This is a genomic window from Streptomyces sp. NBC_00096, from assembly GCF_045041305.1.
Taxonomy (GTDB): Bacteria; Actinomycetota; Actinomycetes; order Streptomycetales; family Streptomycetaceae; genus Streptomyces.
Map to the genome: position 1 here is coordinate 2,724,498 of NZ_CP108221.1, position 21,005 is coordinate 2,745,502.

Sequence of the window (21,005 nt, forward strand, 5' to 3'; positions counted from 1 at the left end):
GCACGCCCGAGTCACCCCAGGAGGTGGTGTTCCGTGAACACCAGGCCATCCGACGAAGCCCCCGGCCCCGGCGCCGGCACCCGTCCGCCCGGCGAACCCACCGCCGTCCCGGCCGCCGCCGGGCTCGGCCTCCTGTCCCTCGGGGGCTGGCTGCTGACCACCGCCCGCCCGTGGCAGAAGCCCAACTCCCCGCTGACCCTCGCCCTCGACTGGACGGCTTCGGGGGCTCTGATGATCTGCGGTCTGGTCCTGCTGACCCGCTGCATCCGCACGGTCCACCGCTCGCACGAAGCCCCGTACGAAACACCGTACGAGGCCTCGCGCGACACCCCCCTCACCCCACCGGCCCACCCCGGCGGAGCCACTTCCTAGGCCTTCGGGGCCACCTTGGTTCCACTGAGGTAACCATCGGACGGGAAATTTCCTACCAGCGGTGCTACGTTTTAGATATGAGCAGCCACGTAGCGCCCCAGGCCGCCGAGCGGGCCGGCAAGAGATCCGTGTCGCTCGCCCAGTCACTGATCAAGGAAGTCGAGGAACGCACCGGCAAGAGCGGGTTCTCCTCCGTCGTGGCCGAGGCGCTGGAGGAATGGCTCGCCGCACAGAAGCTCCGCGAGGTCGTGACCGCTGACCGCAAGGCGTTCGGCCCCGTCTCCGCTGAAGCACGGCGGCAGGCGGAGCAGGAGTGGTAAGCAAGCGCCTCAAGATCAAGGCAAAGAGCGAGGGCACGCTCGTCCTGGACACCCAAGGACTTTCACTGCACGTCGACGGTGACGAGGGGATGCGTGCGCGTATCGAAGTCGCTCAGCAGAGCGGCCGACGCGTGGCGCTGTCCGCGCTGACGCCCTTGGAGGTGCGCCGGACAGGAGAAGCCGCCAAGCGACTCCAGTTCCTACTGTCCCGGTTCGACGTGAAACCGGTCAACGACGCGGTGACGGACGCCGCAGCGAAGCTGCTGGACGCCTCGGGCCTCGACGGGCACGAATGCCTCGTGGACGCACTCGTGGTGGCCACGGCCGCACTCTGCACCCCCCCGGTCCTACTCGTCACTTCTGACAAGTCGCACATCCCGGCGCTGTGCAAGGCCGCCGAGGAACTTCCCGGCTCACCGAAGGTGAAGATCGTCAACGTGTGACGGCCAGGTGTCACGAGCCGAGCCGCTCGACTACCCGACGAGCGGCCCGGCCTTGACCGGTCAAGCGCGGGGCGCCACCTTCGAGAGGCCGTTGATGACGCGGTCCATCGCGTCGCCGCCCGTCGGGTCGGTCAGGTTGGCGAGCATCTTCAGGGTGAACTTCATCAGCACCGGGTGGCTCAGGCCGCGCTGGGTGGCGATCTTCATGACCTTGGGGTTGCCGATGAGCTTCACGAACGCGCGGCCCAGGGTGTAGTAGCCGCCGTAGGTCTCCTTGAGGACCTTCGGGTAGCTGTGCAGGGTCAGTTCGCGCAGTGCGGGGGTGGCGCGGGAGTGCGCCTGGACGATGACGTCCGCGGCGATCTGGCCGGACTCCATCGCATAGGCGATGCCCTCGCCGTTGAACGGGTTGACGAGACCGCCCGCGTCACCGACGAGCAGCAGGCCCTTGGTGTAGTGCGGCTGGCGGTTGAAGGCCATCGGCAGGGCCGCGCCGCGGATGGGCTGCGTCATGTTCTCGGGGGTGTAGCCCCAGTCCTCCGGCATGGACGCGCACCAGGCCTTGAGGACTTCGCGCCAGTCCAGCTCCTTGAAGGCGGAGGAGGAGTTGAGGATGCCGAGGCCGACGTTGGAGGTGCCGTCGCCCATGCCGAAGATCCAGCCGTAGCCGGGCAGCAGCCGGTCCTCGGTGCCGCGCCGGTCCCAGAGCTCCAGCCAGGACTCCAGGTAGTCGTCGTCGTGGCGGGGCGAGGTGAAGTACGTGCGCACGGCCACGCCCATCGGGCGGTCGTCGCGGCGGTGCAGGCCCATCGCCAGGGAGAGGCGCGAGGAGTTGCCGTCGGCCGCGACCACCAGCGGGGCGCTGAAGGTGACCGGGGTCTTCTCCTCGCCGAGCTTGGCCGTCACCCCGGTGATGTGGCCGGTGCGGGGGTCGCGGACGGGTTCGCCGACGTTGCAGCGCTCGTACAGGCGGGCGCCGGCCTTCTGCGCCTGGCGGGCCAGGGTCTCGTCGAAGTCGTCGCGCTTGCGGACGAGTCCGTAGTCGGGGAAGGAGGCCAGCTCCGGCCAGTCCAGCTGGAGCCGCTGGCCGCCGCCGATGATCCGCAGGCCCTTGTTGCGCAGCCAGCCGGCCTCTTCGGAGATGTCGATGCCCATCGACACCAGCTGCTTGGTGGCGCGCGGGGTCAGGCCGTCGCCGCAGACCTTCTCGCGCGGGAACGCCGTCTTCTCCAGGAGCAGGACGTCGAGTCCCGCCTTGGCCAGGTAGTAGGCGGTGGTCGAGCCGGCGGGCCCGGCCCCGACGACGATCACATCCGCGGAGTGCTCGGAGAGGGGCTCGGTCACGGCGGGGTCTCCCGAAGGCTCGATAAGGGGTGCCCAACGGCACAAGACATGTGCAGTCTATGCAGCGAGAGAGATCACGATCCGAAGGGCTGCCCACTGTGACCACCTCGCCGACCCGGCCGCTCCCCGCCGTCCAGCTCCGTGTGCCCACGGACGAGGACGCGCACGCCTGGTACCGGGTCTTCGACGACCCCGACGTCATGGAGTTCCTCGGCGGACCGGCCGAGCTCTCCGCCTATGAGGAACTCACCGCGCGGCAGCGGCTGCACGACGCGCGGCTCGGGTTCTGCCTGTGGACGCTGACGGACGGCGGGGGCGGGGTGCTCGGCTTCACGGGGGCGCAGCCGTGGCCGGCGGAGAAGGCGTGGGGGCCGGTGGGGGAGATCGAGATCGGGTGGCGACTCGGTCGCTCCGCTTGGGGGAAGGGGTACGCGTACGCCGCTGCGCTGGCCAGCGTTGAGCGCGTACGGGAGGCGGGCGTTCCACAGGTCGTCGCGATGATCGACGACGCCAACGCGCGGTCGATCGCGGTGGCGGAGCGGTTGGGCATGACGCTGACGGAGCGGTTCCTCCTGCCCGGCGGCACCCGCCACGGCCGACGCTACGATCTGACGCTCACGCAGGGGTAGCCAGCCGTGGAGCGGGGCCCCCTGGGGCTCCGCCCCGGACCCCCGCTCCTCGAACGCCGGCGGAAATCCAGCCCCTCCGGCGTTCGAGGAGCGGGGGTCCGGGGGCTGGCCCCCGGCAACGGCGCCGCACGCGGCAGGGGTCTGGGCGGAGCCCAGGGAACGGGCGAAGGGCGGGTAGGGGAACTCCGCCCCGCAGGGCAGAGCCCGTCAGAAGACCGACAGCCCCGTCAGGGTCGTGAACCGGTCCAGGGCCGCTACGGCCGCGACCGAGTTCCCCTGGGGATCCAGGCCGGGGCTCCACGCGGCCAGCGTGCACGCCCCCGGCACCACCGCCACGATCCCCCCGCCCACCCCGCTCTTGCCCGGCAGCCCGACCCGGTAGGCGAACTCCCCCGCCGCGTCGTACGTCCCGCACGTGAGCATCACCGCGTTGATCTGCTTCGCCTCGCTCCGCGTGAGCAGCCGGGATCCGTCCGCGCGCAGCCCGTGGCGGGCCAGGAAGCGGCCGGCCCGGGCCAGGTCGGCGCAGGACATCTCGATCGAGCACTGCCAGAAGTAGTGGTCCAGCAGCGTCGGCACCGGGTTGTCTATGTTCCCGTACGAGGCCATGAAGTGGGCCACGGCCGCGTTGCGGTCCCCGTGCTCCTGCTCCGAGGCGGCGACCTCCGCGTCGAAGGCGACGTCCGGGTTCTGGCTCTCCTCCCGGAGGAACCGCAGCAGTTCGCTGCTCGCGTCGCCCGTCAGCGTCTGGAGCCGGTCGGTGACGACGAGCGCGCCCGCGTTGATGAAGGGGTTGCGCGGGATGCCGTTCTCGTACTCCAGCTGCACGAGGGAGTTGAACGGGTTGCCGGAGGGCTCCCGGCCCACCCGCTCCCACAGGCTGTCACCGCCCTCGGCCAGCGCGAGGGCCAGCGCGAAGACCTTGGTGATGGACTGGGCGGAGAACGGCGTGCGCCAGTCCCCCACCCCGAACACGTTGCCGTCGACGTCGGCGATGGCCATCCCGAACTGCCGGGGGTCGACGGAGGCCAGCGCCGGGATGTACTCGGCGGTGGTACCGCTGCCCACCAGCGGGGCGATGTCGGTGGCGACCTGTTCCAGCAGCGCTTGGTAGTCCATCGCCGGTCCCCTCCCTACCGCTTGACGCCGCGGTGCAGGGCCACGATGCCGCCGCTCAGGTTGCGCCAGGCGACCTGGCCCCAGCCGGCCTTCTGGAGCAGCGCGGCCAGCGCCGGCTGGTCGGGCCAGGCGCGGATGGAGTCGGCGAGGTACACGTAGGCGTCGGGGTTGGAGGAGACCGCCCGGGCCACCGGCGGCATCGCGCGCATCAGGTACTCGGTGTACACGGTCCGGAAGGGCGCCCAGGTGGGCTGCGAGAACTCGCAGATCACGACCTGGCCGCCGGGCTTCGTGACGCGGTACAGCTCGCGCAGGGCGGCGTCGGTGTCCTGGACGTTGCGCAGGCCGAAGGAGATGGTGACGGTGTCGAAGACGCCGTCCTTGAAGGGGAGCCGGGTCGCGTCGCCCGCCGTCAGCGGGAGCCAGGGGTTGCGCTTCTTGCCCTCGCGGAGCATGCCGAGGGAGAAGTCGCAGGGCACGACGTACGCGCCGGTCGCGGCGAAGGGCAGCGAGGAGGTGGCCGTGCCGGCGGCGAGGTCGAGGACCAGCTGCCCGGGGCGCGCTGCGACCGCCTTGGCGACCTCCTTGCGCCACAGGCGGGCCTGCCCGAGGGAGAGGACGTCGTTGGTGAGGTCGTAGTTCGCCGCCACGCCGTCGAACATGGAGGCGACTTCGTGCGGCTGCTTGTCCAGGGAAGCGGTGGTCACTGGCTTTGGCCCCTCGGGTACGGGTACGGGTGCTGCGGACCGCCGGCCGGACGGGCGGGCGGACGGTCCGGCGGGTGCACCCTCATTCTCGCAGGCCCGCCCTCCCCCGCGCCCGCCCGCCCCGGCCGCCGGGGGCCGCCGGGGGCCGTGCCCGGGCGCGCACAAGAGGCGATCAGGGAACGGTCCGCGCGCGTGGCGCCCGTCACAACCGCCGGCAAGACGTGGTCCGCAAGCAACGTTCCGGGCTCACGGACGTCTGGTAGAGCAAGGAAGCCGCCTACCGGAAACGGCTGATCGAGCAGAACGCGGAGGTACTCGCCCTCGCCGGGAAACAGCTGGAGGAGCGGATGCGGCTCGCCGCACGGCTCACTTCCGCGTGATCATGGAACCAGTCATGCCGAAACATCGCACCTCACGCCCCACCCCCCGCACCACCACCCCTGCCCGGGGCGGCGGCCGCCGCGGCCGCCGAGGTGGCCGCCGCAAGCCCGCACGGATCGTGCTCCCGCTGCTGCTGTGCTCGGGAGCCGTCGTCGCGGTGGCCCTGGTGGCGGGGCTGCTGCCCCGGGACGCCGACCCGGGTGCGGAGCTCGCCGCCCCGTCGACGCCGAGGTCCGGGCCGCCCGAACCCGCCGCGCCCGTGACCGTACCCACGCCGCCACCGCCGGTGTCGCAGTCGCCCGTGGTGGCGTCCCCGCCGGCCCCGGGCACCGCCCCGGGCCCGGCCCCGGTCCCCGAGACCGGGCCCGGCACCTTCCGGGCCTCCACCGCCTCGGGGCCCGTACACGGTTCCGGCACGGTACGGCGCTACCGCGTCGAGGCCGAGGACGGCACGGGGATCGACCCGGACGAGGCCGCGCGCTCCGTCGACGCCGTCCTGGGCGACCGGCGCGGCTGGATCGCCGATCCCAAGGTCGCGTTCCGGCTGACGGGGTCCGGGCCGGTGGAGTTCACCGTACGGATAGCCACGCCGGCCACCACCGACCGGATGTGCGAGGTGGTGACCGCGGAGCTGAAGGGCGAGACGAACTGCCGCGCCGGTCACGAAGTGATCGTCAACCTCCGGCGCTGGCTGCTCGGTTCGCCGCAGTTCGACGGGCCGCCCGCCGACTACCGGGCACTGATCATCAATCACGAGGTGGGCCACGAACTGGGCCACGGACACGAGACCTGCCCCGGACCGGGGCAGCCCGCGCCCGCGATGATGCAGCAGATCAAGGGCCTGCTGGGCTGCCGGTCCAACGCCTGGCCGTACGACGCGCAGGGGAACTACACGAAGGGCCCGGCCGTCCCCTGAGCCGCGCCCGGGACTCCCCCGAGCCGTGCCCGGGCCTGGGCGGCGCCCGCTCAGCGGCGGCGGTGCAGCAGCCTGCCGCCGATGACCGTGGCCACGCAGGTGGTGGGGCCCCGCTCCAGCAGTTCCGCCGGTCCGGACACGGCGAAGGCCGCGAAGCGGGCCGGGGCTCCCGACTCCAGGATCCCGTGGAAGGCCTCCTCGGCGGCGCTCAGCCCGGCGAGCGGGTCCAGGGCGGCCGGGCCCTCGTAGGGGGCGGGCGGCAGGACGGTGAGTCCGGAGCGGACCACCGCCGTCCGCACGGCCGGGATCGCGAAACGGCCGGCCACCGCGACCACCCCGCGCGCGAGGAGCTTCTGCGTGGCGCGCCGGGCGCTGTTGCCCCAGCGGGCCTCGGTCATCTTGAGGTCGGCCAGCGCCCCGACGCCGCTGATCGGTTCGGTCCCGAGCTCGGTGATCTCGTACGGGTCGTCCGGGTAGTACGTGCGCTCCAGCAGCTCGTCGCCGCCGCGCACCAGCAGACCCGGGGTCAGCACTCCGGGCCAGCGGCGGGCCCGCGCGTGCGGATAGGCCGCGGCGAGCTCCTCGTACGGGCCCACGCGGGCGATGCGGTCGCCCTCGACCAGGACCGCGCCGCCGGGCAGCGGCGCGGATCCGGAGGATCCGGTGACGAGGAGGTCAGCGGTGTGGATCGTCAGCACGGCGCGTCAGTTCGAGGAGATGAGCTTCAGCTCGGGGTGGGCCGTGCCGCCCTCGATGGCGGTGGAGGAGATGTGCGAGACCACGCGGTCGTCGACCGGGTCGTTCGCCGGGTCCTCGTGCACGAGCAGGTGCTCGTACGTCGTCGCGCGCTGCGCCGGGACGCGGCCCGCCTTGCGGATCAGGTCGATGATCTCCATGCGGTTGGAGCGGTGCTTGGCACCGGCCGAGGAGACGACGTTCTCCTCCAGCATGATCGAACCGAGGTCGTCGGCGCCGTAGTGCAGCGAGAGCTGGCCCGCCTCCTTGCCGACGGTGAGCCAGGAGCCCTGGATGTGGGCGATGTTGTCGAGGAAGAGCCGGGCGATGGCGATCATGCGCAGGTACTCGAAGACGGTCGCCTGGGTCCGGCCCTTGAGGTGGTTGTTCTCGGGCTGGTAGGTGTACGGGATGAAGGCGCGGAAGCCTCCCGTACGGTCCTGGGTGTCCCGGATCATCGCGATGTGCTCGATGCGCTCGGCGTTGGTCTCGCCGGTGCCCATCAGCATGGTGGAGGTGGACTCCACGCCCAGCCCGTGGGCGATCTCCATGATCTCCAGCCAGCGCTCGCCGGACTCCTTGAGCGGGGCGATCGCCTTGCGCGGCCGCTCCGGGAGCAGCTCGGCGCCGGCGCCCGCGAAGGAGTCGAGGCCGGCGGCGTGGATGCGCTTGATCGCTTCCTCGGCCGAGACCTTCGAGATCCGGGCCATGTGCTCGACCTCGGAGGCGCCGAGGGAGTGGATGACCAGCTGCGGGTAGGCCTGCTTGATGGCGGAGAAGTGGTGCTCGTAGTACTCGACGCCGTAGTCGGGGTGGTGACCGCCCTGGAACATGATCTGTGTGCCACCCAGTTCGACGGTCTCCGCGCAGCGGCGCAGGATGTCGTCGAGGTCGCGGGACCAGCCCTTCTTGGTGTCCTTGGGGGCCGCGTAGAAGGCGCAGAACTTGCACGCCGTGACGCACACGTTGGTGTAGTTGATGTTGCGCTCGATGATGTACGTCGCGATGTGCTCCGTACCGGCGTAGCGCAACCGGCGCGCGGCGTCGGCTGCCTGGCCGAGGGCGTGCAGCGGAGCGTGGCGGTAGAGGTCGAGCGCCTCTTCCCTGGTGATCCGGCCCCCCGCGGCGGCTCGGTCGAGGACAGACTGGAGAGCGGCCTGGTCGGTCACCGGTGCGTCACCTTTCGGCTGTGTCGTTCGGCTGTGTCAAGGTTCCGGACCGATCCAGCCTACGCCAGGCCCTGCCGGCCACCGCCCGGAGGCCCTGCGGGCGGTGGGCGGCCGCCGCCTCCCCGCCTCAGAAGCCCAGGCCGGCGCCGAGGCCGAGGCCCGCGTACATGACGCCGGCCAGTGCGCCGCCCGCCATGAAGGGGCCGAAGGGGATCGGGCTCGTGCGGTCCGCCCGGCGCAGGGCGATCAGGGTGAGGCCGTGCACGGCGCCCGCGAGGAAGGCCGCGAGGGTGCCCGCGAACAGCACGGGCCACCCGTACCAGCCGAGGACCTGCCCGACGGCGAGGGCGAGCTTGACGTCGCCGAAGCCCATGCCGCGGGGGTTGATGAGGAAGAGGAGGAAGTAGCAGGCGCCGAGGACGAGCCCGCCGAGCAGGGCGCGCGGCCAGGATCCGCCGGCGTCCCCGGACAGGGAGGCCGCCCCGAGGGCGGCGGCGGTCGTGGCGGCGAGCGGGAGGGTCAGTACGTCGGGCAGCCGGTGCACGGCCCGGTCGACGAGGCAGAGCAGCACGGTGAGGGGGGCCAGGAGCAGCCAGGCGACCAGCTCGGGGCGGGCGCCGACCCCGGCCCCGAGGGCGAGGCAGACCAGGGTGGTGGCGAGTACGGGCCCGCCCGCGGGCGCGTAGACGGCGGCGCGCCGTCCGCTGCGGGTCTCCGCGCGCTCGGTGGCGGCAGGGGGGCCGGACGGGCAGTGCGGGCAGGTGCCGCGCCCCAGCCAGCCCCCGGCCGGGCCGGTCAGGGGGTGCCCCGCCGGGCAGGCCGAGCGCCAGGCGCTGCCCGCGTCGACCGAGAGGCGGTAGGCGGCGCGGGGCAGGAGCATGCCCGTCACCGCGCCCCAGAGCGTGACCCCGGCGACGAACAGCGTGATGCCCACCTCAGCCCGCCACCGCACGCCCGCGGCCCGGTGTGCCCGCGCGTTCCCGGATCCCCATTCGACGCCCCCGCCCCGCACAGCCCCGCACCCCGTGACTTGGCGACGCACGCTAGCAGCGTCCCCCGGCCCCCTCAAGAAGCCGACGGCCGCACGCGCTCCCGCGAACCGGACGGGAAAGGGGAGGGCATTCCCGGTGAGCGGCAGGGCCGCATTCGCCTTCCCGGCATTCCCGCATTCCGGGGTTCCGGCATACGGAAAGGCGAATGCGCCATAAGCCCCGCTAATACCCTTGCGCGGCCATCGGCAGAAGCTCCACGGTCACATCCGGCGCATAGCCCGTCGTCGGTCCCGTCCGTCGCGCGAATTCCCGTACGCCGGCCAGTTGATCCGGCCCGAAGCGGAAGTCGAGCGTGGTGAAGTACCGCTCCAGCAGTTCCGCGTCGAAGGCCTCCCAGCGGGCCGCCTGCTCGGCGACCTTGCCGACCTCCTCCAGGGACACGTCCCGGGAGGCGAGGAAGGCCTCGTGGACCTTGCGCACGACGCCGGGCTCACGCTCCAGGTAGTCCTTCCGGGCGGCCCAGACGGCGAAGACGAACGGCAGTCCGGTCCACTCCTTCCACATCGTCCCCAGGTCGTGGACGGCGAGCCCGAGCCGGGGCGCGTCGTGCAGCGAGGCGCGCAGCGCGGCGTCGCCGATCAGCACCGCCGCGTCCGCCTCCTGCATCATCAGCCCCAGGTCGGGCGGGCAGGTGTAGTAGTCGGGCTGGACCCCGTACTTCTCCGAGAGGAGCAGCTGGGCCAGGCGCACTGACGTTCGCGAGGTGGATCCGAGGGCGACGCGGGCGCCGTCCAGCTGCTCCAGGGGGACCTGCGAGACGATCACGCAGGACATGACGGGGCCGTCGCAGCCGACCGCGAGGTCGGGGAAGGCGACGAGCTCGTCCGCGTTGCGGAGGAACTCCACGAGGGTGATCGGGCCGATGTCCAGGCCGCCCTGGACGAGGCTCGCGCTGAGCTTCTCCGGGGTGTCCTTGGTCAGCTCCAGGTCCAGCAGCGTGCCGGTTCTGGCCAGCCCCCAGTAGAGGGGCAGGCAGTTCAGGAACTGAATGTGGCCGACGCGGGGCCGGCTGCGATAGACGTCCACATCGCGAGACTAGCCCCCGTGTCACCGTCAGCCGTCTGGCGGGTCTCAAACGTCCGAGTGACGTGATCTTTCCCTCTGGTCCCGGCCGCAGGGTACGTGCTAGGCTCGTCGCAAGTTGCAGTTTGGTTTCCCTTGCAGTACGAGGCCTGCGGAGAATGTGACCCGCAGGCTTTTGTAGTTTTCAGACTTCTTAGCAGGTTCTGGAGCAGGGCGACCCTTTGGCCCATAGGAGGGCTCATGGCTACCGGAACCGTCAAGTGGTTCAACGCTGAAAAGGGCTTCGGCTTCATCGCCCAGGACGGCGGCGGCCCGGATGTCTTCGTCCACTACTCCGCGATCAACGCCTCCGGCTTCCGCTCCCTCGAGGAGAACCAGCCGGTGACCTTCGACGTCACCCAGGGTCCGAAGGGCCCGCAGGCGGAGAACGTCGTCCCGGCCTAGTCGCCTGGGCCAACCAATCGCGGTTGGATATGCAGTACCCAAGGAGCCCTGTCTTCTCTGCGCGAGCAGAGTCGACGGGGCTCCTGCCTTTTGCCCCGGACGGGCCTCGACCCGCCCCAGGGCAGCGCCCCCGGCCTCAGGAGTCCGAAAATCCAGCCCCGCCTGCGTTTGAGGCGCGGGGTCCGGGACGGAGCCCCAGGAGGAGGCCCCGGCCCCGCCTTCGCTCATATTCGATTGCGGCCCTAGGAAGCCTAGGTTCAGACTAGGAATCCTAGGAACGGAGACGCGCATGGTGCGGGCAGGGCTGACGGTGGAGCGGGTGACCGTCGCGGGAGCAGAGCTGGCGGACGAGGCCGGGCTCGATCAGGTGACCATGGCGCGGGTGGCGCGCAGGCTCGGCGTGAAGGACGCCAGTCTGTACGGCCACGTCCGCAGCCTGGAGGACCTCCGCGGACGGATCGCCCTGCTGGCCGCGGACGAGAAGACCATCCGCATCGCGGAGGCGACCACCGGACTGGCGGGCAAGGACGCACTGGTCGCGTTCGCCAACGCCTGGCGGGAGTACGCCCACCAGCACCCGGGCCGCTACGCGGCGACCCAGACCCGGATCCGGATCGACCCCGAACTCGCCGCGAAGGCCCCCGGACCGCGCCGCGCCGTCCAGCTGACCTACGGCATGCTGCGCGGCTACGGACTCCCCGAGCCCGACCTGACCGACGCCGTCCGGCTGCTGCGCAGCACGTTCCACGGGTTCGTCGCGCTGGAAGCCACCGGCGGGTTCGGACACGAGCGCGCCCCGCAGGACTCCTGGGTCCGCGCCCTCGACGCCCTGCACGTCCTCCTGGAGCACTGGCCCACCCCCCGGGGAGAGTCGCGATGAGTACGCCGACCACCGGCACCCTGCGCGTGAGCGGCGCGACCCTGCACTACGAAGTGCGCGGCCGGGGCCCGCTCCTGCTGCTGATCCCCGGCGGGGCGGGCGGGGCGGCGGCCTTCGACGGGATCGCCGACGACCTGGCCGCCGAGTACACGGTCGCGGCCTACGATCCGCGCGGCATCTCCGGGAGCACCCTGGACGACCCCGGGGCCGAACAGCTCGTGGCCGAGCACGCCGACGACGCGTTCCGGCTGCTGGAGCTGCTCTCACCCGGCGCTCCCGCCAGGGTGTTCGGCTCCAGCTCGGGCGCGATCGCAGCCCTGCACCTGCTCACCGCCCACCCCGAACGCGTGGCACGCCTCGTGGCGCACGAGCCGCCGGTGGTGGAGGTCCTGCCGGACGCCGCCGAGCACCGCGTGCTCCTCGCCCGCGTCCGGGAGGCGTTCGAGGAGCAGGGGCTCATGCCGGCCATGGCCCTGTTCGCCGCCGGTCTGAAGAAGAAGGAGGATCCCGGGGAGGATGCGGCGGAGGAGCAGAGCTCCGCCGACGCCCCCGCACCGCCGGCCGGGACGGTCCTCCCGCCGCAGGCGGCCGCGCGGGCCGGGCGGACCATGGCCAACCTGCCCTACTTCCTCGGGCGCATCGTGCCGCGCTTCATGGCCTACGCCCCTGCCCTCGACCGGCTGGCGGCGCTGTCGGACCGGCTCGTGCTCGCCGGCGGCCGGGACTCGCGCGGCGAGCTGCCCTACCGTCCGGCCGCGTTCCTGGCCGGACGGCTGGGCACGGAGCTCCTGCACTTCCCCGGCGGGCACACCGGGCTGACCACGCATCCGGCCGAGTTCGGCGCGCTCCTGCGGAAGACCTTCCGGGCGCAGGGACCTAAGAGCTCAGGGACGTAGGAGCGCAGGGACGTACGGGGCTCGGGCGCGGCCGGGACGGTCACACCGGCCGCGCCCGAGGGTCAGGACTTCCGCGCGGGCCGGGCCGGCGGGTCGGTGACCGGCGGCTTGGCCTCGGTGACGGTGATGTCCACGAAGAGGACCACCTTCTCCGAGATCCGCACGCGCAGCGTGTACGTGCCCGGGGCGACGCCCGTGGTGGACAGCTCCGGCAGCACGATCCTGCCGTCCGCCCCGGTCGCCGGGAGCGCCAGCTCCGTGAGCTTCTTGCCTTCCTCGTCCAGGAAGTACGGGGTCGTGCCCGCCTTCTCGGGGTCGGCCGGGACCCACTTGCCGTCCTCGCCCTTCGTCCCGAACCCGGCCGTGGCCTTCGCCCCGGCGACCGGCTTGTCCTTCGCCGTCGCCAGGAACTCCACGCCCTTGATCGCGTCACCGGTCACGGCGACGATCGGCTTGTCCGCGTCCGCCCCGCCGCGGACCAGCTGGTCCGCCTCCGGGACGGGTACGGGCTTCGCCGGGGTCACCTTGCCGGTGATCCGTACGGAGACCTCGCTGGCGGTGGCGTAGCCCGTGGCGCGCAGGACGAAGGTGCCCGCCATGGCGCCCGCCTTCAGCTTCGGCACCTTGACCAGGCCCTGGGCGTCCGTGTGCAGGACCGCGAACTCCTTGCCGTCGGCCGCGAAGAGGGTGCGGCCGGTGGTGTCCTGCTCGACCGACACCACGATCACCTGGTCGGTGGCCGGCTTGCCGTCGCTGAGCAGCGCCTTGATCTGCGGAGCCTGCGCGAAGACGGTCCCGGCCTCGGCGGTGAGCTCGGCGGAGCCGACCGTCACCAGCTTGTCCAGGCGCGCGGGCGGCGGAGTGGGCGTCGGGGTCGGGGTGGGGGTGGGCGTCGGAGTGGGCGTCGGCGTCGGCTTCGGGGTGGGCGGCGTCGGCGGCCTGGGCGCGGGCGGGGTCGGCGGCGTCGGCAGGACCGGCGGGTTGGGCGTCGGGTAGCTGCCAGCTGGCGGGTTCGGCACCGGTGTGACACCGGCCCCGGCCTGGTACTGCCGCATGTACCCGAGCACGGTCTTCACGTACTCGCGCGAGTTGTTGTAGCTGAGGACCGCCTTGTCGAGCTGGGCGGCGTCGGAGAGGTCACGGCCGCCCGCGCACAGGTAGAGGCCCGCGCCCAGCGTGGCGTCGTAGATGTTGTTCGGGTCGCGCTTGCCGTCGCCGTTGCCGTCGGCGCCCCAGGTCCGCCAGGTGGAGGGGATGAACTGCATCGGGCCGACCGCGCGGTCGTACACGGCGTCCGCGTCCCACTCGCCCTTGTCGGTGTCCTTGATCTCGGCGAAGCCGTTGCCGTCCAGGCGCGGCCCGCGGATCGGCTTCTCGGTGTACCCGTCCGCCTTGAGCCCGTAGCCGGAGGCGTGCACGGACTCGGTCCGGCCTATGCCCGCGAGCAGCTGCCAGGGCAGGCGGCAGCCGGGGAGCGCGGCGGCCACCGAGGTCTCGGCGCGCCTGTACGCGTCGAGGGCGGTCGCGGGTATCCCGGCGACGGCTCCCTCGGGGCTGGTGGCACCGGGCGGCGGCGGGTCGGCGACCAGGTCGGGCAGTTCCAGCCGGGCGTCGCCGCGGTCGGTGGCCTGCGGGCTGTCGGGGGTCGGTTCGGCCTCCCCGGCGCCCGCGATCGGCGTGTTGGTCACGACCGCGGCGGTGGTCAGGCTGGCCGCGAGGGCGGCCGTGCACATGACTTTGCGCGAGGTGTTGACGAGGTGACGGTGAAGTGGCTTCACAGTGCGGCAATCCCCCCAGACGGTGGCCGGTCGAGGCCCCCGTAAAACGTAAAAACGTCACATCTTGCTCCACGCGCGACCGATCGGGCCGTGGATGTTAACTGTCTATCAGGTCTTTCGACGCAACTCACCGTCGCCCCGGGAGATGCGCCCCTCCATTCGTCTCGACTTCACCGGGACCCCGTCCTGAATCCGACCAGGGCCTTAGGGCCCTGCCCTATCTGCCCCAATGGCACATGTTTGGCCGATCTATGGCCTTTATCCTTGCTGGATGGCAACCAGCAAGAAGGACCAGCGACGAGAGGCCCGCGAGCGGCTCCGCGAGGAACGCGAGGCGCAGGCCCGGCGCGCGAAGGTGCGCGGACGCGTGCTCATCGGCGGCTCGCTGGTCGCCGTACTGGCCATCGCGGTCGGCATCGGTCTCTACGCGGCGAACTCCTCGGGCTCCGGCGACGAGGCCGCCGGCAAGCCGTTCGTCCAGCCGGCCAACACCACCGGCAAGGACGGGATCGTGGTCCCGTACGGCAAGGCCGACGCGAAGAACGTCCTCTCCGTCTGGCTCGACCCGCGCTGCCCCTACTGCGCGGGCGTGGAGATCGGCCTCGGCCGGACCATCAAGGAGCAGGCGGACGCGGGCACCTACCGCGTCGAGTACCACTTCGCCACGTTCCTGGACAAGGCGATGGGCAGCGGCAAGGGCTCCAAGCGCGCGGTCAACGCCCTGGGCGCGGCGGTGAACGAGAGCCCGGAGAAGTTCATGGAGTACCTCCAGGTGCTCTACAAGAACCACCCGGAGAAGGAATCGGACGACAAGTTCGGCTCCACGGCCACCCTGCTGGAGCTCGCGGACCAGGTCCCGGGTCTGCGCACGCCCGGCTTCAACAAGGCGGTCAAGGAACTGACCTACATGCCGTGGGTCGAGAAGGTCGGCCAGGCCTTCTACGACCAGAACATGCAGGGCACCCCGGACGTCTCCATCAACGGCAAGAAGCTGACGGTCAACTCGGGCCAGGGGATCGACTCGATCACCCCGGACGCCTTCAAGAAGCTGATCTCCGAGAACCTCAAGCCGTAGGGCCCCGCGGCGGGCGCGGCCGAACGCCGGACGTCGGCGCCGGAGCCGGTGCCCGGCCGCCCCTTCCCCTCCCGCCCGCCGTCCGGAACGATGACCGCATGGTGTCCACCGACCGACTGCTCGCCTTCGCCGCGATGTCGCTGCTGCTGATCGTGATCCCGGGGCCGAGCGTGCTCTTCGTCATCGGGCGGGCGCTGTCCCAGGGGCGGCGGGCCGTGCTGACGACCGTGGCCGGCAACACGCTGGGGGCGTACGTGCTCGTCGTCGCCGTGGCCTTCGGCGTGGGCTCGGTGGTCGAGCGGTCGGTGCTCGTGTTCACCGTGCTCAAGCTCGCGGGCGCCGCCTACCTCGTCCATCTGGGGGTCAAGGCCTTCCGGCAGCGGCGCTCCCTGCGCGCGGAGTCCGGGGCGGGCGCGGCCGAGTACGGGACCTGGCGCTCCCTGTGGGAGGGCTTCGCCGTCGGGGTGGCCAATCCGAAGACCATCGTGTTCTTCGCGGCCGTCCTCCCGCAGTTCGTGAACCGCGACCGGGGGCACGTCACGGCACAGATGCTGCTCCTCGGCCTGGTCTTCAACCTCATCGCCGTGGTCTGCGACAGCACTTGGGGCATGATCGCCGCCACCGCCCGCGGCTGGTTCTCGCGCTCGCCGAAGCGGCTCTCCGCGATCGGCGGGGCCGGCGGGCTCGCGATGATCGGTCTCGGCGTCACCGTCGCCGCCACCGGGCGCAAGGACTGACCGAAGCAAGCACCGCCCGAAGACCGTTCCAGGGGGAACCATGCGCGTCCGATCGCTCCGCTTACCTCTCGTACTCCTCGTGCCGGCCGCCGCCGGCGCCGTCCTGCTCACCGGCTGCTCCGGTGAGGCCAAGAGCGCAGCGCCCGATACGCACGTGAGCTTCAGACCCGTGCCCACCGCCACCTCGGCCGAGCCCACGCGCAGCGGCGCGGGCGTCATCCAGTGGTACCAGTCCGGGGGCTCCGAGCTGCTCGGCAACCTGATCTCGGCGGCGCGGATCGCCCAGTCCAGCCACGAGGCCGACGAGGCGTACATCGACCTGGGCTACCTCTCCGCCCGGCTGGAGGCGGCCCGGGGGTACACCGTCGCCTACATCCCCGACCAGAAGACCCACGAGACCTGGACGAAGGCCCGCCAGCACCTCTCCAGCGGGCTCGCCACCGTGCTGAACACCTCGGGCCTCGGCGTGGTCCAGCCGGATCCGGCGAAGGCCGCGCAGACGACCGCCGAGGGCTGGGCGGAGATCGGCCGGGGCATCGAGGGCCTCCGGGAGACCGACAACCAGCTGCGCGCCCTCGGCTGCATACCCACCAAGGACCCCTGGAAATGACGGATCTTCCCGGTCAGGAGCTGCTCGCCCTCCGCTTCGAGGAGCACCGCTCCCACCTGCGTGCCGTGGCCTACCGGATGCTCGGGTCGATCAGCGAGGCCGAGGACGCGGTCCAGGAGGCCTGGCTGCGGCTGAGCCGCACCGACGTCAGTGACGTGGAGAACCTCGGCGGCTGGCTGACCACGGTCGTGGCCCGGCTGTGCCTGAACGGGCTGCGCTCGCGCGAAACGCGCCGCGAGGACTCCCTGGAGGCCCGCCTGGACCACCCCCGCGGCACGGGCCGTCCGGGCGGCGCGGGCCACCCGGTCCGCATGCCCGATCCGGTCATCAGCCGGGAGGGTGCGGTCGACCCGCAGGACCAGGTCCTGCTGGCCGACTCGGTCGGGCTGGCGCTGCTGGTGGTCCTCGAGTCCCTCGCCCCCGCGGAGCGGCTGGCCTTCGTCCTGCACGACATGTTCGCCGTGCCCTTCGACGAGATCGCCCCGATGATCGACAGGACCCCGGCGGCCGCCCGGCAGCTCGCCAGCCGTGCGCGCCGCCGCGTCCGGGGGCAGGCGCCCGTGCCGGATCCGGACCTCGCGCGCCAGCGCGAGGCGGTCAGCGCGTTCTTCGCGGCCACCCGTGACGGCGACTTCGACGCGCTCCTCGCCCTGCTCGACCCGGACGTCGTCCTGCGCTCCGACGGCGGCGTCGCACGGGCCCGCCAGACGGTGGTCCTGACCGGCGCCCGGACCGTGGCCTCGCAGGCCTCCCTGTACCGCAACCTCGCCCCGTTCGTCCTGCCCGCGCTCGTCAACGGGGCGGCCGGTGTGGTGTGCGTGGTCGAGGACCGCCTGATGTCGGTGATGGCCTTCACGGTCACCGGCGGCCGGATCGTGGCCATCGACGTGATCGCCGACCCCGAGCGGCTGGGGGACCTCGACCTCACCGCCCTCCGCTGAGGGGCGGGCGGCCCCGCCCGTACCCTCTGCCCCATGATCGATTCACGTACCCACGTCCGGATCGCCCGGCCCAGCCTGGACATCGCCGCCGCCGAGCGGTTCTACGTGGACGGGCTGGGGCTCGACGTGCTCTGGCGGACCACCGGGCGCGTTTCCGGCGAGCACGACCTGGTGATGGTGGGCCCCGGCGGCGGCGGTTGGCACTTCGAGCTCACCCACGATCCCGAGCGGCCGCTGGCCCCGTCCCCCACCGTCGACGACCTGTTCGTCGTCTACCTCGGCGAGCCCCCCGACGAGGCCCTCGTGGCCCGGCTCGTCGAGCACGGCGGGACCCGCGTGGCCTCCCACAACCCGTACTGGGACACGTACGGGATCACCGTCGCCGACCCCGACGGCTACCGCCTCGTCCTCTGCTCCCGCACCTGGGGCTGAGGACTGCGGGCCGCGGGCCGCAGCCCGCGGCCTGCGGACGGATCAGTCGGCCCGGCCCCAGAACTGCGCCAGCGCGGCCTCCTTGTACGGCGCCGGGCTCACGCTCAGGTCCCCGGCGAAGGGCCGGTCCAGTGCCATCACCAGCAGCAGGCTGAAGCCGATCAGCCCCGCCACCGCCGACACGAACAGCAGCTGCATCTTCAGGCTCCGCAGTCCGAAGAGGAAGGTCAGCGGGAGGATCACCAGCGCGCCCCCGTACACGAGGGTCTGCAGCAGCGGCGGCAGCGCGGTCTCGGCCATCGTCACCCGCGCCCGGCGCTGCGCCGCGACGTCGTTGAGCCGGCCGGCGGCCTCCCCGTAGAAGGTCTCGCTGCGGGGGCCGGCGGGCTCGTAGGCCTGGAGCGCCGTGTACAGGGCGTGCGTCTGGTCGGCGGTGGCCTCGTAGCTGGGGCGGCCCTCGCGCATGAGGGGCCACTGGATCTCCACGACGGCGTGGACGTAGTCCCCCACCGCCCGGTCCACGCGGTCGCGTTCGGCCGGCGGGAAGACCTCCGCGCTGCGCACGACCAGGGCCAGGTCGGTGGCCTCGCTCGCGACGATGTTCTGGGTGTTCTCCAGCTGCGTCCACAGGGTGACGACGACGAACGCCAGGATGATCCCGTAGATCGCGCCGAACATCCCCAGGGCCACGCCGACCATCTCGTTGTGCTCGCCGCCCGCGAGGTGCGGGAAGCGGCGGCGCGCGGCCAGGCTGCCGCCGATGGCGAGGGCGACGAAGCCGCCGACGAGGACGATGCCGAGGAGGGAGGTGCTGAGGTGATTGAGCAACCAGAGGATCATGTCCTGCTCAACGAGCGCCCCGGCGGGAGGGGCCGCCCCGGGCGGGTACTTCCCGCCGGCGGGCCGGCCCGGGTCCGGTCAGCCGCGCACCTTCGGGGGCTTCGGCAGCCCCGCGGACAGTGCCGTCCCGGCTCCGGTGAGCGAGGCGTCGGTGGCCTTCGATGCGGACCCGGCGGCCGAGGCCGTGACCTCAACCGCCGTCTTCGCGTCCTTGACGGCGCCCGCGGGGTGGTCGACGATCTCGCCGACCCGCTGGGTGATCGGGGGCCCCTGGACGGCGGGCTCGTCGGCGGCGTGCGCGACGGCGGGGGTCAGGGCGAGGGCCGCGCCCCCGGAGAGGACCAGTGCGGCGATGCTGCGCTTGATGGCGTTCATGCCCGGCCCAACGACCCGCCCGACCCCCGGTCACCACCGCACCCCCACGCGCTCCACGAATCGGCCGGCGGGCGGTCTTCCCCGTGGGCGGGGAAGGGACGGGCGGCGCACCCTCGGACGACAACGCCCGCGGCCCCGGATCGGGGATCGATCCGGGGCCACGGGTATGACACGGCGGGGGTTGCGCGCAGAACGGGTCAGGCCTCGACCACCAGGGACGGGGTGGACTTCGTCAGGACCCGGCCGCGGAAGAAGGCCGGGCTGCGGCGTTCGGTGACGAACATGACGACCAGGCCGAGGGCCAGCAGGCCGACGCCGATGATGAAGACGCTGCCGACGCCGAGGACCGTGGAGCCGGAGCCGTACGACGGGTTCCACATGTCGATCAGGGTCTTGAAGAAGACGGTGGCGAGGAGCAGGCCGCCCAGGACCGGGAAGAGGCCCTTGAAGAAGAGGTCGCGGGTGGAGCGGCGCAGCTCGCCGCGGAAGTACCAGGCGCAGGCGAAGGCCGTCAGCGAGTAGTAGAAGCAGATCATCAGGCCGAGCGCGAAGATCGTGTCGGTCAGGACGTTCTCGCTGATCAGGGTCATCACGGTGTAGAAGACGCCGGTCGCGACGCCCGCCATGACGGTGGCGCGGCCGGGGGTCTTGAACCTCGGGTGGACCTTGGCGTAGGAGGGCGGCAGCGCCTCGTACGTGGACATGGCCAGGACCGTGCGGGCGACCGGGATGAAGGTGGTCTGCAGGGAGGCCGTCGCGGAGGCCAGGACGGCGACGAAGAGCAGGATGCCGAGCATCGGGCCCATCACCGGGCCGGCGAGGGCGGCGAAGACGTTGTCGGAGGTCTCCGGGTTGCCGAGGCCGAAGCCGACGGTGCCGGAGCCGACGGCCATCTGGGCGGCGATGCCGGTGGCCAGGTAGGAGCCGACCAGGACGACCATCGCGATGAGCGAGGCGCGGCCGGGGGTCTTGGCGGAGCCGGTGGTCTCCTCGTTGGTGGCCAGGCAGGCGTCCCAGCCCCAGTACATGAAGATCGAGAGCGAGAGTCCGGCGGTGAAGGCCGCCATGGACTCGACCGCGAAGGGGTTCATCCACTGCCAGGAGAAGTCCGGGCCGGTGTCGAAGGTGCCGGCCGAGGCCTTCTGGAAGGCCATCGCCACGAAGATGGCGAGGACGGCGAGCTGCAGGCCGACGAGCGCGTACTGGACGCCCTTGGTGGCCGTCATGCCGCGGTAGCTGATGGCGGTCGCGGCGGCGATGAGGGTGAGGCAGGTGGCGATGTGGACGAGCTTGTTGTCGTCCAGGGCGGAGATCGCCGGGTTGTTCGTGATCTCGCCGGCCAGCAGCCAGAAGTAGGAGGTGGCGACGCCGGCCAGGTTGGAGAGCACGATGATCGTGGCGATCACCAGCCCCCAGCCGCACATCCAGCCGATCCGCGGGCCGAAGGCCTTCACGGTCCAGGTGAAGGAGGTGCCGCAGTCGGGCATGGCCTTGTTGAGCTCGCGGTAGGCGAAGGCGACCAGCAGCATCGGCAGGAAGCCGGCCAGGAAGACGGCCGGCATCTGCACGCCGACCTCACCGGCGGTGGAGCCGAGGGTGGAGGTCAGGCAGTAGACGGGGGCGACGGTGGAGATGCCGATGACGGCGCTTCCCACCAGGCCGACGGAGCCCTTGCCCAGGCCCTTGCCGCGGACATCGCCGTCGGCGCCGCCCTGACGGGTGGCGCCGCTTACCGTGTCTCCGACCGGGGGCCGAACGTCCAGCTGTGTCATGGGTAAGGACGTTAG

The 21,005-nt window shown here is 72.0% G+C and carries 24 protein-coding genes; 13 read left to right on the top strand and 11 right to left on the bottom strand.

All coding sequences use genetic code 11. From position 1 onward, the window contains the following. Nucleotides 1-33 precede the first annotated feature (33 nt). From OG904_RS11710 to OG904_RS11720, 3 genes are all read left to right on the top strand, one after another. Complete coding sequence (locus OG904_RS11710) at nucleotides 34-372, top strand: hypothetical protein (protein ID WP_405490015.1); 339 nt, start codon at nucleotides 34-36, stop codon at nucleotides 370-372. Between the two features lie 77 nt (nucleotides 373-449). After that, nucleotides 450-692 carry a hypothetical protein gene (locus OG904_RS11715; protein WP_267825440.1) on the top strand — a complete coding sequence of 81 codons (243 nt, stop codon included), beginning with the start codon at nucleotides 450-452 and terminating at the stop codon, nucleotides 690-692. Next, on the top strand, nucleotides 686-1,135 hold the full coding sequence (locus OG904_RS11720) for a DNA-binding protein (protein WP_405490017.1): 450 nt from the start codon (nucleotides 686-688) through the stop codon (nucleotides 1,133-1,135). The genes OG904_RS11715 and OG904_RS11720 overlap by 7 nt, the downstream gene beginning before the upstream one ends. A 60-nt stretch (nucleotides 1,136-1,195) precedes the next feature. Here the strand turns inward: OG904_RS11720 and OG904_RS11725 are convergent, their stop codons facing one another. Continuing rightward, complete coding sequence (locus OG904_RS11725; RefSeq protein ID WP_405490019.1) at nucleotides 1,196-2,479, bottom strand: geranylgeranyl reductase family protein; 1,284 nt, start codon at nucleotides 2,477-2,479, stop codon at nucleotides 1,196-1,198. Nucleotides 2,480-2,538: 59 nt separating this feature from the next. On the opposite strand from OG904_RS11725, the gene OG904_RS11730 reads away from it, so the two are divergent. Continuing rightward, nucleotides 2,539-3,108, top strand: a complete 570-nt coding sequence (locus OG904_RS11730) for a GNAT family N-acetyltransferase (protein ID WP_405490021.1) — start codon at nucleotides 2,539-2,541, stop codon at nucleotides 3,106-3,108. A 207-nt stretch (nucleotides 3,109-3,315) separates the two neighbouring features. Here the strand turns inward: OG904_RS11730 and OG904_RS11735 are convergent, their stop codons facing one another. After that, a complete protein-coding gene (locus OG904_RS11735; protein WP_328300233.1) occupies nucleotides 3,316-4,227 on the bottom strand; it encodes a glutaminase in 912 nt (303 codons plus the stop codon). A 14-nt stretch (nucleotides 4,228-4,241) separates the two neighbouring features. Further along, on the bottom strand, nucleotides 4,242-4,934 hold the full coding sequence (locus OG904_RS11740) for a demethylmenaquinone methyltransferase (protein WP_405490024.1): 693 nt from the start codon (nucleotides 4,932-4,934) through the stop codon (nucleotides 4,242-4,244). 394 nt (nucleotides 4,935-5,328) lie between these two features. Between OG904_RS11740 and OG904_RS11745 the strand changes: the two genes are divergently transcribed. Further along, nucleotides 5,329-6,231 carry a DUF3152 domain-containing protein gene (locus OG904_RS11745; protein WP_405490026.1) on the top strand — a complete coding sequence of 301 codons (903 nt, stop codon included), beginning with the start codon at nucleotides 5,329-5,331 and terminating at the stop codon, nucleotides 6,229-6,231. Between the two features lie 50 nt (nucleotides 6,232-6,281). On the opposite strand, the gene OG904_RS11750 is transcribed toward OG904_RS11745, so the two are convergent. The 4 genes from OG904_RS11750 to OG904_RS11765 all read right to left on the bottom strand — a co-directional run bounded on the left by OG904_RS11750 (nucleotide 6,282) and on the right by OG904_RS11765 (nucleotide 10,213). Continuing rightward, the gene (locus tag OG904_RS11750; RefSeq protein WP_405490028.1) at nucleotides 6,282-6,929 is read right to left on the bottom strand and encodes an imidazolonepropionase-like domain-containing protein; all 648 of its coding nucleotides are present in this window, start codon (nucleotides 6,927-6,929) and stop codon (nucleotides 6,282-6,284) included. Nucleotides 6,930-6,935: 6 nt separating this feature from the next. Continuing rightward, a complete protein-coding gene (gene mqnC / locus OG904_RS11755; RefSeq protein WP_405490030.1) occupies nucleotides 6,936-8,135 on the bottom strand; it encodes a cyclic dehypoxanthinyl futalosine synthase in 1,200 nt (399 codons plus the stop codon). A gap of 127 nt (nucleotides 8,136-8,262) precedes the next feature. Continuing rightward, nucleotides 8,263-9,069 carry a prepilin peptidase gene (locus OG904_RS11760; RefSeq protein ID WP_405490032.1) on the bottom strand — a complete coding sequence of 269 codons (807 nt, stop codon included), beginning with the start codon at nucleotides 9,067-9,069 and terminating at the stop codon, nucleotides 8,263-8,265. A 280-nt stretch (nucleotides 9,070-9,349) separates the two neighbouring features. Further along, nucleotides 9,350-10,213, bottom strand: coding sequence for a menaquinone biosynthetic enzyme MqnA/MqnD family protein (locus OG904_RS11765; protein ID WP_405490034.1), 864 nt, complete (start codon nucleotides 10,211-10,213; stop codon nucleotides 9,350-9,352). A gap of 237 nt (nucleotides 10,214-10,450) precedes the next feature. Between OG904_RS11765 and OG904_RS11770 the strand changes: the two genes are divergently transcribed. From OG904_RS11770 to OG904_RS11780, 3 genes are all read left to right on the top strand, one after another. Further along, nucleotides 10,451-10,654: a cold-shock protein gene (locus tag OG904_RS11770; RefSeq protein WP_405490036.1), complete on the top strand. Its 204-nt coding sequence runs from the start codon at nucleotides 10,451-10,453 to the stop codon at nucleotides 10,652-10,654. Nucleotides 10,655-10,943: 289 nt separating this feature from the next. After that, entirely contained in the window at nucleotides 10,944-11,534 is a 591-nt protein-coding gene (locus OG904_RS11775) for a TetR/AcrR family transcriptional regulator (protein ID WP_405490038.1), read from the top strand. After that, nucleotides 11,531-12,430: an alpha/beta fold hydrolase gene (locus OG904_RS11780; RefSeq protein ID WP_405490040.1), complete on the top strand. Its 900-nt coding sequence runs from the start codon at nucleotides 11,531-11,533 to the stop codon at nucleotides 12,428-12,430. Before OG904_RS11775 ends, OG904_RS11780 begins: the two co-directional genes overlap by 4 nt. A gap of 62 nt (nucleotides 12,431-12,492) precedes the next feature. On the opposite strand, the gene OG904_RS11785 is transcribed toward OG904_RS11780, so the two are convergent. Further along, on the bottom strand, nucleotides 12,493-14,208 hold the full coding sequence (locus tag OG904_RS11785) for a lytic transglycosylase domain-containing protein (protein ID WP_405490042.1): 1,716 nt from the start codon (nucleotides 14,206-14,208) through the stop codon (nucleotides 12,493-12,495). Between the two features lie 271 nt (nucleotides 14,209-14,479). Between OG904_RS11785 and OG904_RS11790 the strand changes: the two genes are divergently transcribed. The 5 genes from OG904_RS11790 (at nucleotide 14,480) to OG904_RS11810 (ending at nucleotide 18,003) form a co-directional block, all read left to right on the top strand. Further along, the gene (locus OG904_RS11790) at nucleotides 14,480-15,283 is read left to right on the top strand and encodes a thioredoxin domain-containing protein (RefSeq protein WP_405490044.1); all 804 of its coding nucleotides are present in this window, start codon (nucleotides 14,480-14,482) and stop codon (nucleotides 15,281-15,283) included. Nucleotides 15,284-15,381: 98 nt separating this feature from the next. Next, nucleotides 15,382-16,020 (top strand): LysE family translocator, encoded by a 639-nt coding sequence (locus OG904_RS11795; RefSeq protein ID WP_405490046.1) that lies wholly within the window; start codon nucleotides 15,382-15,384, stop codon nucleotides 16,018-16,020. 79 nt (nucleotides 16,021-16,099) lie between these two features. Then, the gene (locus OG904_RS11800) at nucleotides 16,100-16,630 is read left to right on the top strand and encodes a hypothetical protein (RefSeq protein ID WP_405490048.1); all 531 of its coding nucleotides are present in this window, start codon (nucleotides 16,100-16,102) and stop codon (nucleotides 16,628-16,630) included. After that, entirely contained in the window at nucleotides 16,627-17,571 is a 945-nt protein-coding gene (locus OG904_RS11805; protein ID WP_405490050.1) for a sigma-70 family RNA polymerase sigma factor, read from the top strand. Before OG904_RS11800 ends, OG904_RS11805 begins: the two co-directional genes overlap by 4 nt. Nucleotides 17,572-17,604: 33 nt before the next feature. Then, nucleotides 17,605-18,003, top strand: a complete 399-nt coding sequence (locus OG904_RS11810; RefSeq protein WP_405490052.1) for a VOC family protein — start codon at nucleotides 17,605-17,607, stop codon at nucleotides 18,001-18,003. 42 nt (nucleotides 18,004-18,045) lie between these two features. Here OG904_RS11810 and OG904_RS11815 read toward each other — a convergent pair whose 3' ends face one another. The 3 genes from OG904_RS11815 to OG904_RS11825 form a co-directional block, all read right to left on the bottom strand. Continuing rightward, nucleotides 18,046-18,843 carry a DUF4239 domain-containing protein gene (locus OG904_RS11815; protein WP_405490054.1) on the bottom strand — a complete coding sequence of 266 codons (798 nt, stop codon included), beginning with the start codon at nucleotides 18,841-18,843 and terminating at the stop codon, nucleotides 18,046-18,048. A gap of 78 nt (nucleotides 18,844-18,921) precedes the next feature. Beyond that, a complete protein-coding gene (locus OG904_RS11820) occupies nucleotides 18,922-19,218 on the bottom strand; it encodes a hypothetical protein (protein WP_405490056.1) in 297 nt (98 codons plus the stop codon). A gap of 197 nt (nucleotides 19,219-19,415) precedes the next feature. Next, the gene (locus OG904_RS11825; RefSeq protein WP_405490058.1) at nucleotides 19,416-20,990 is read right to left on the bottom strand and encodes an APC family permease; all 1,575 of its coding nucleotides are present in this window, start codon (nucleotides 20,988-20,990) and stop codon (nucleotides 19,416-19,418) included. Between the last annotated feature and the right edge of the window lie 15 nt (nucleotides 20,991-21,005).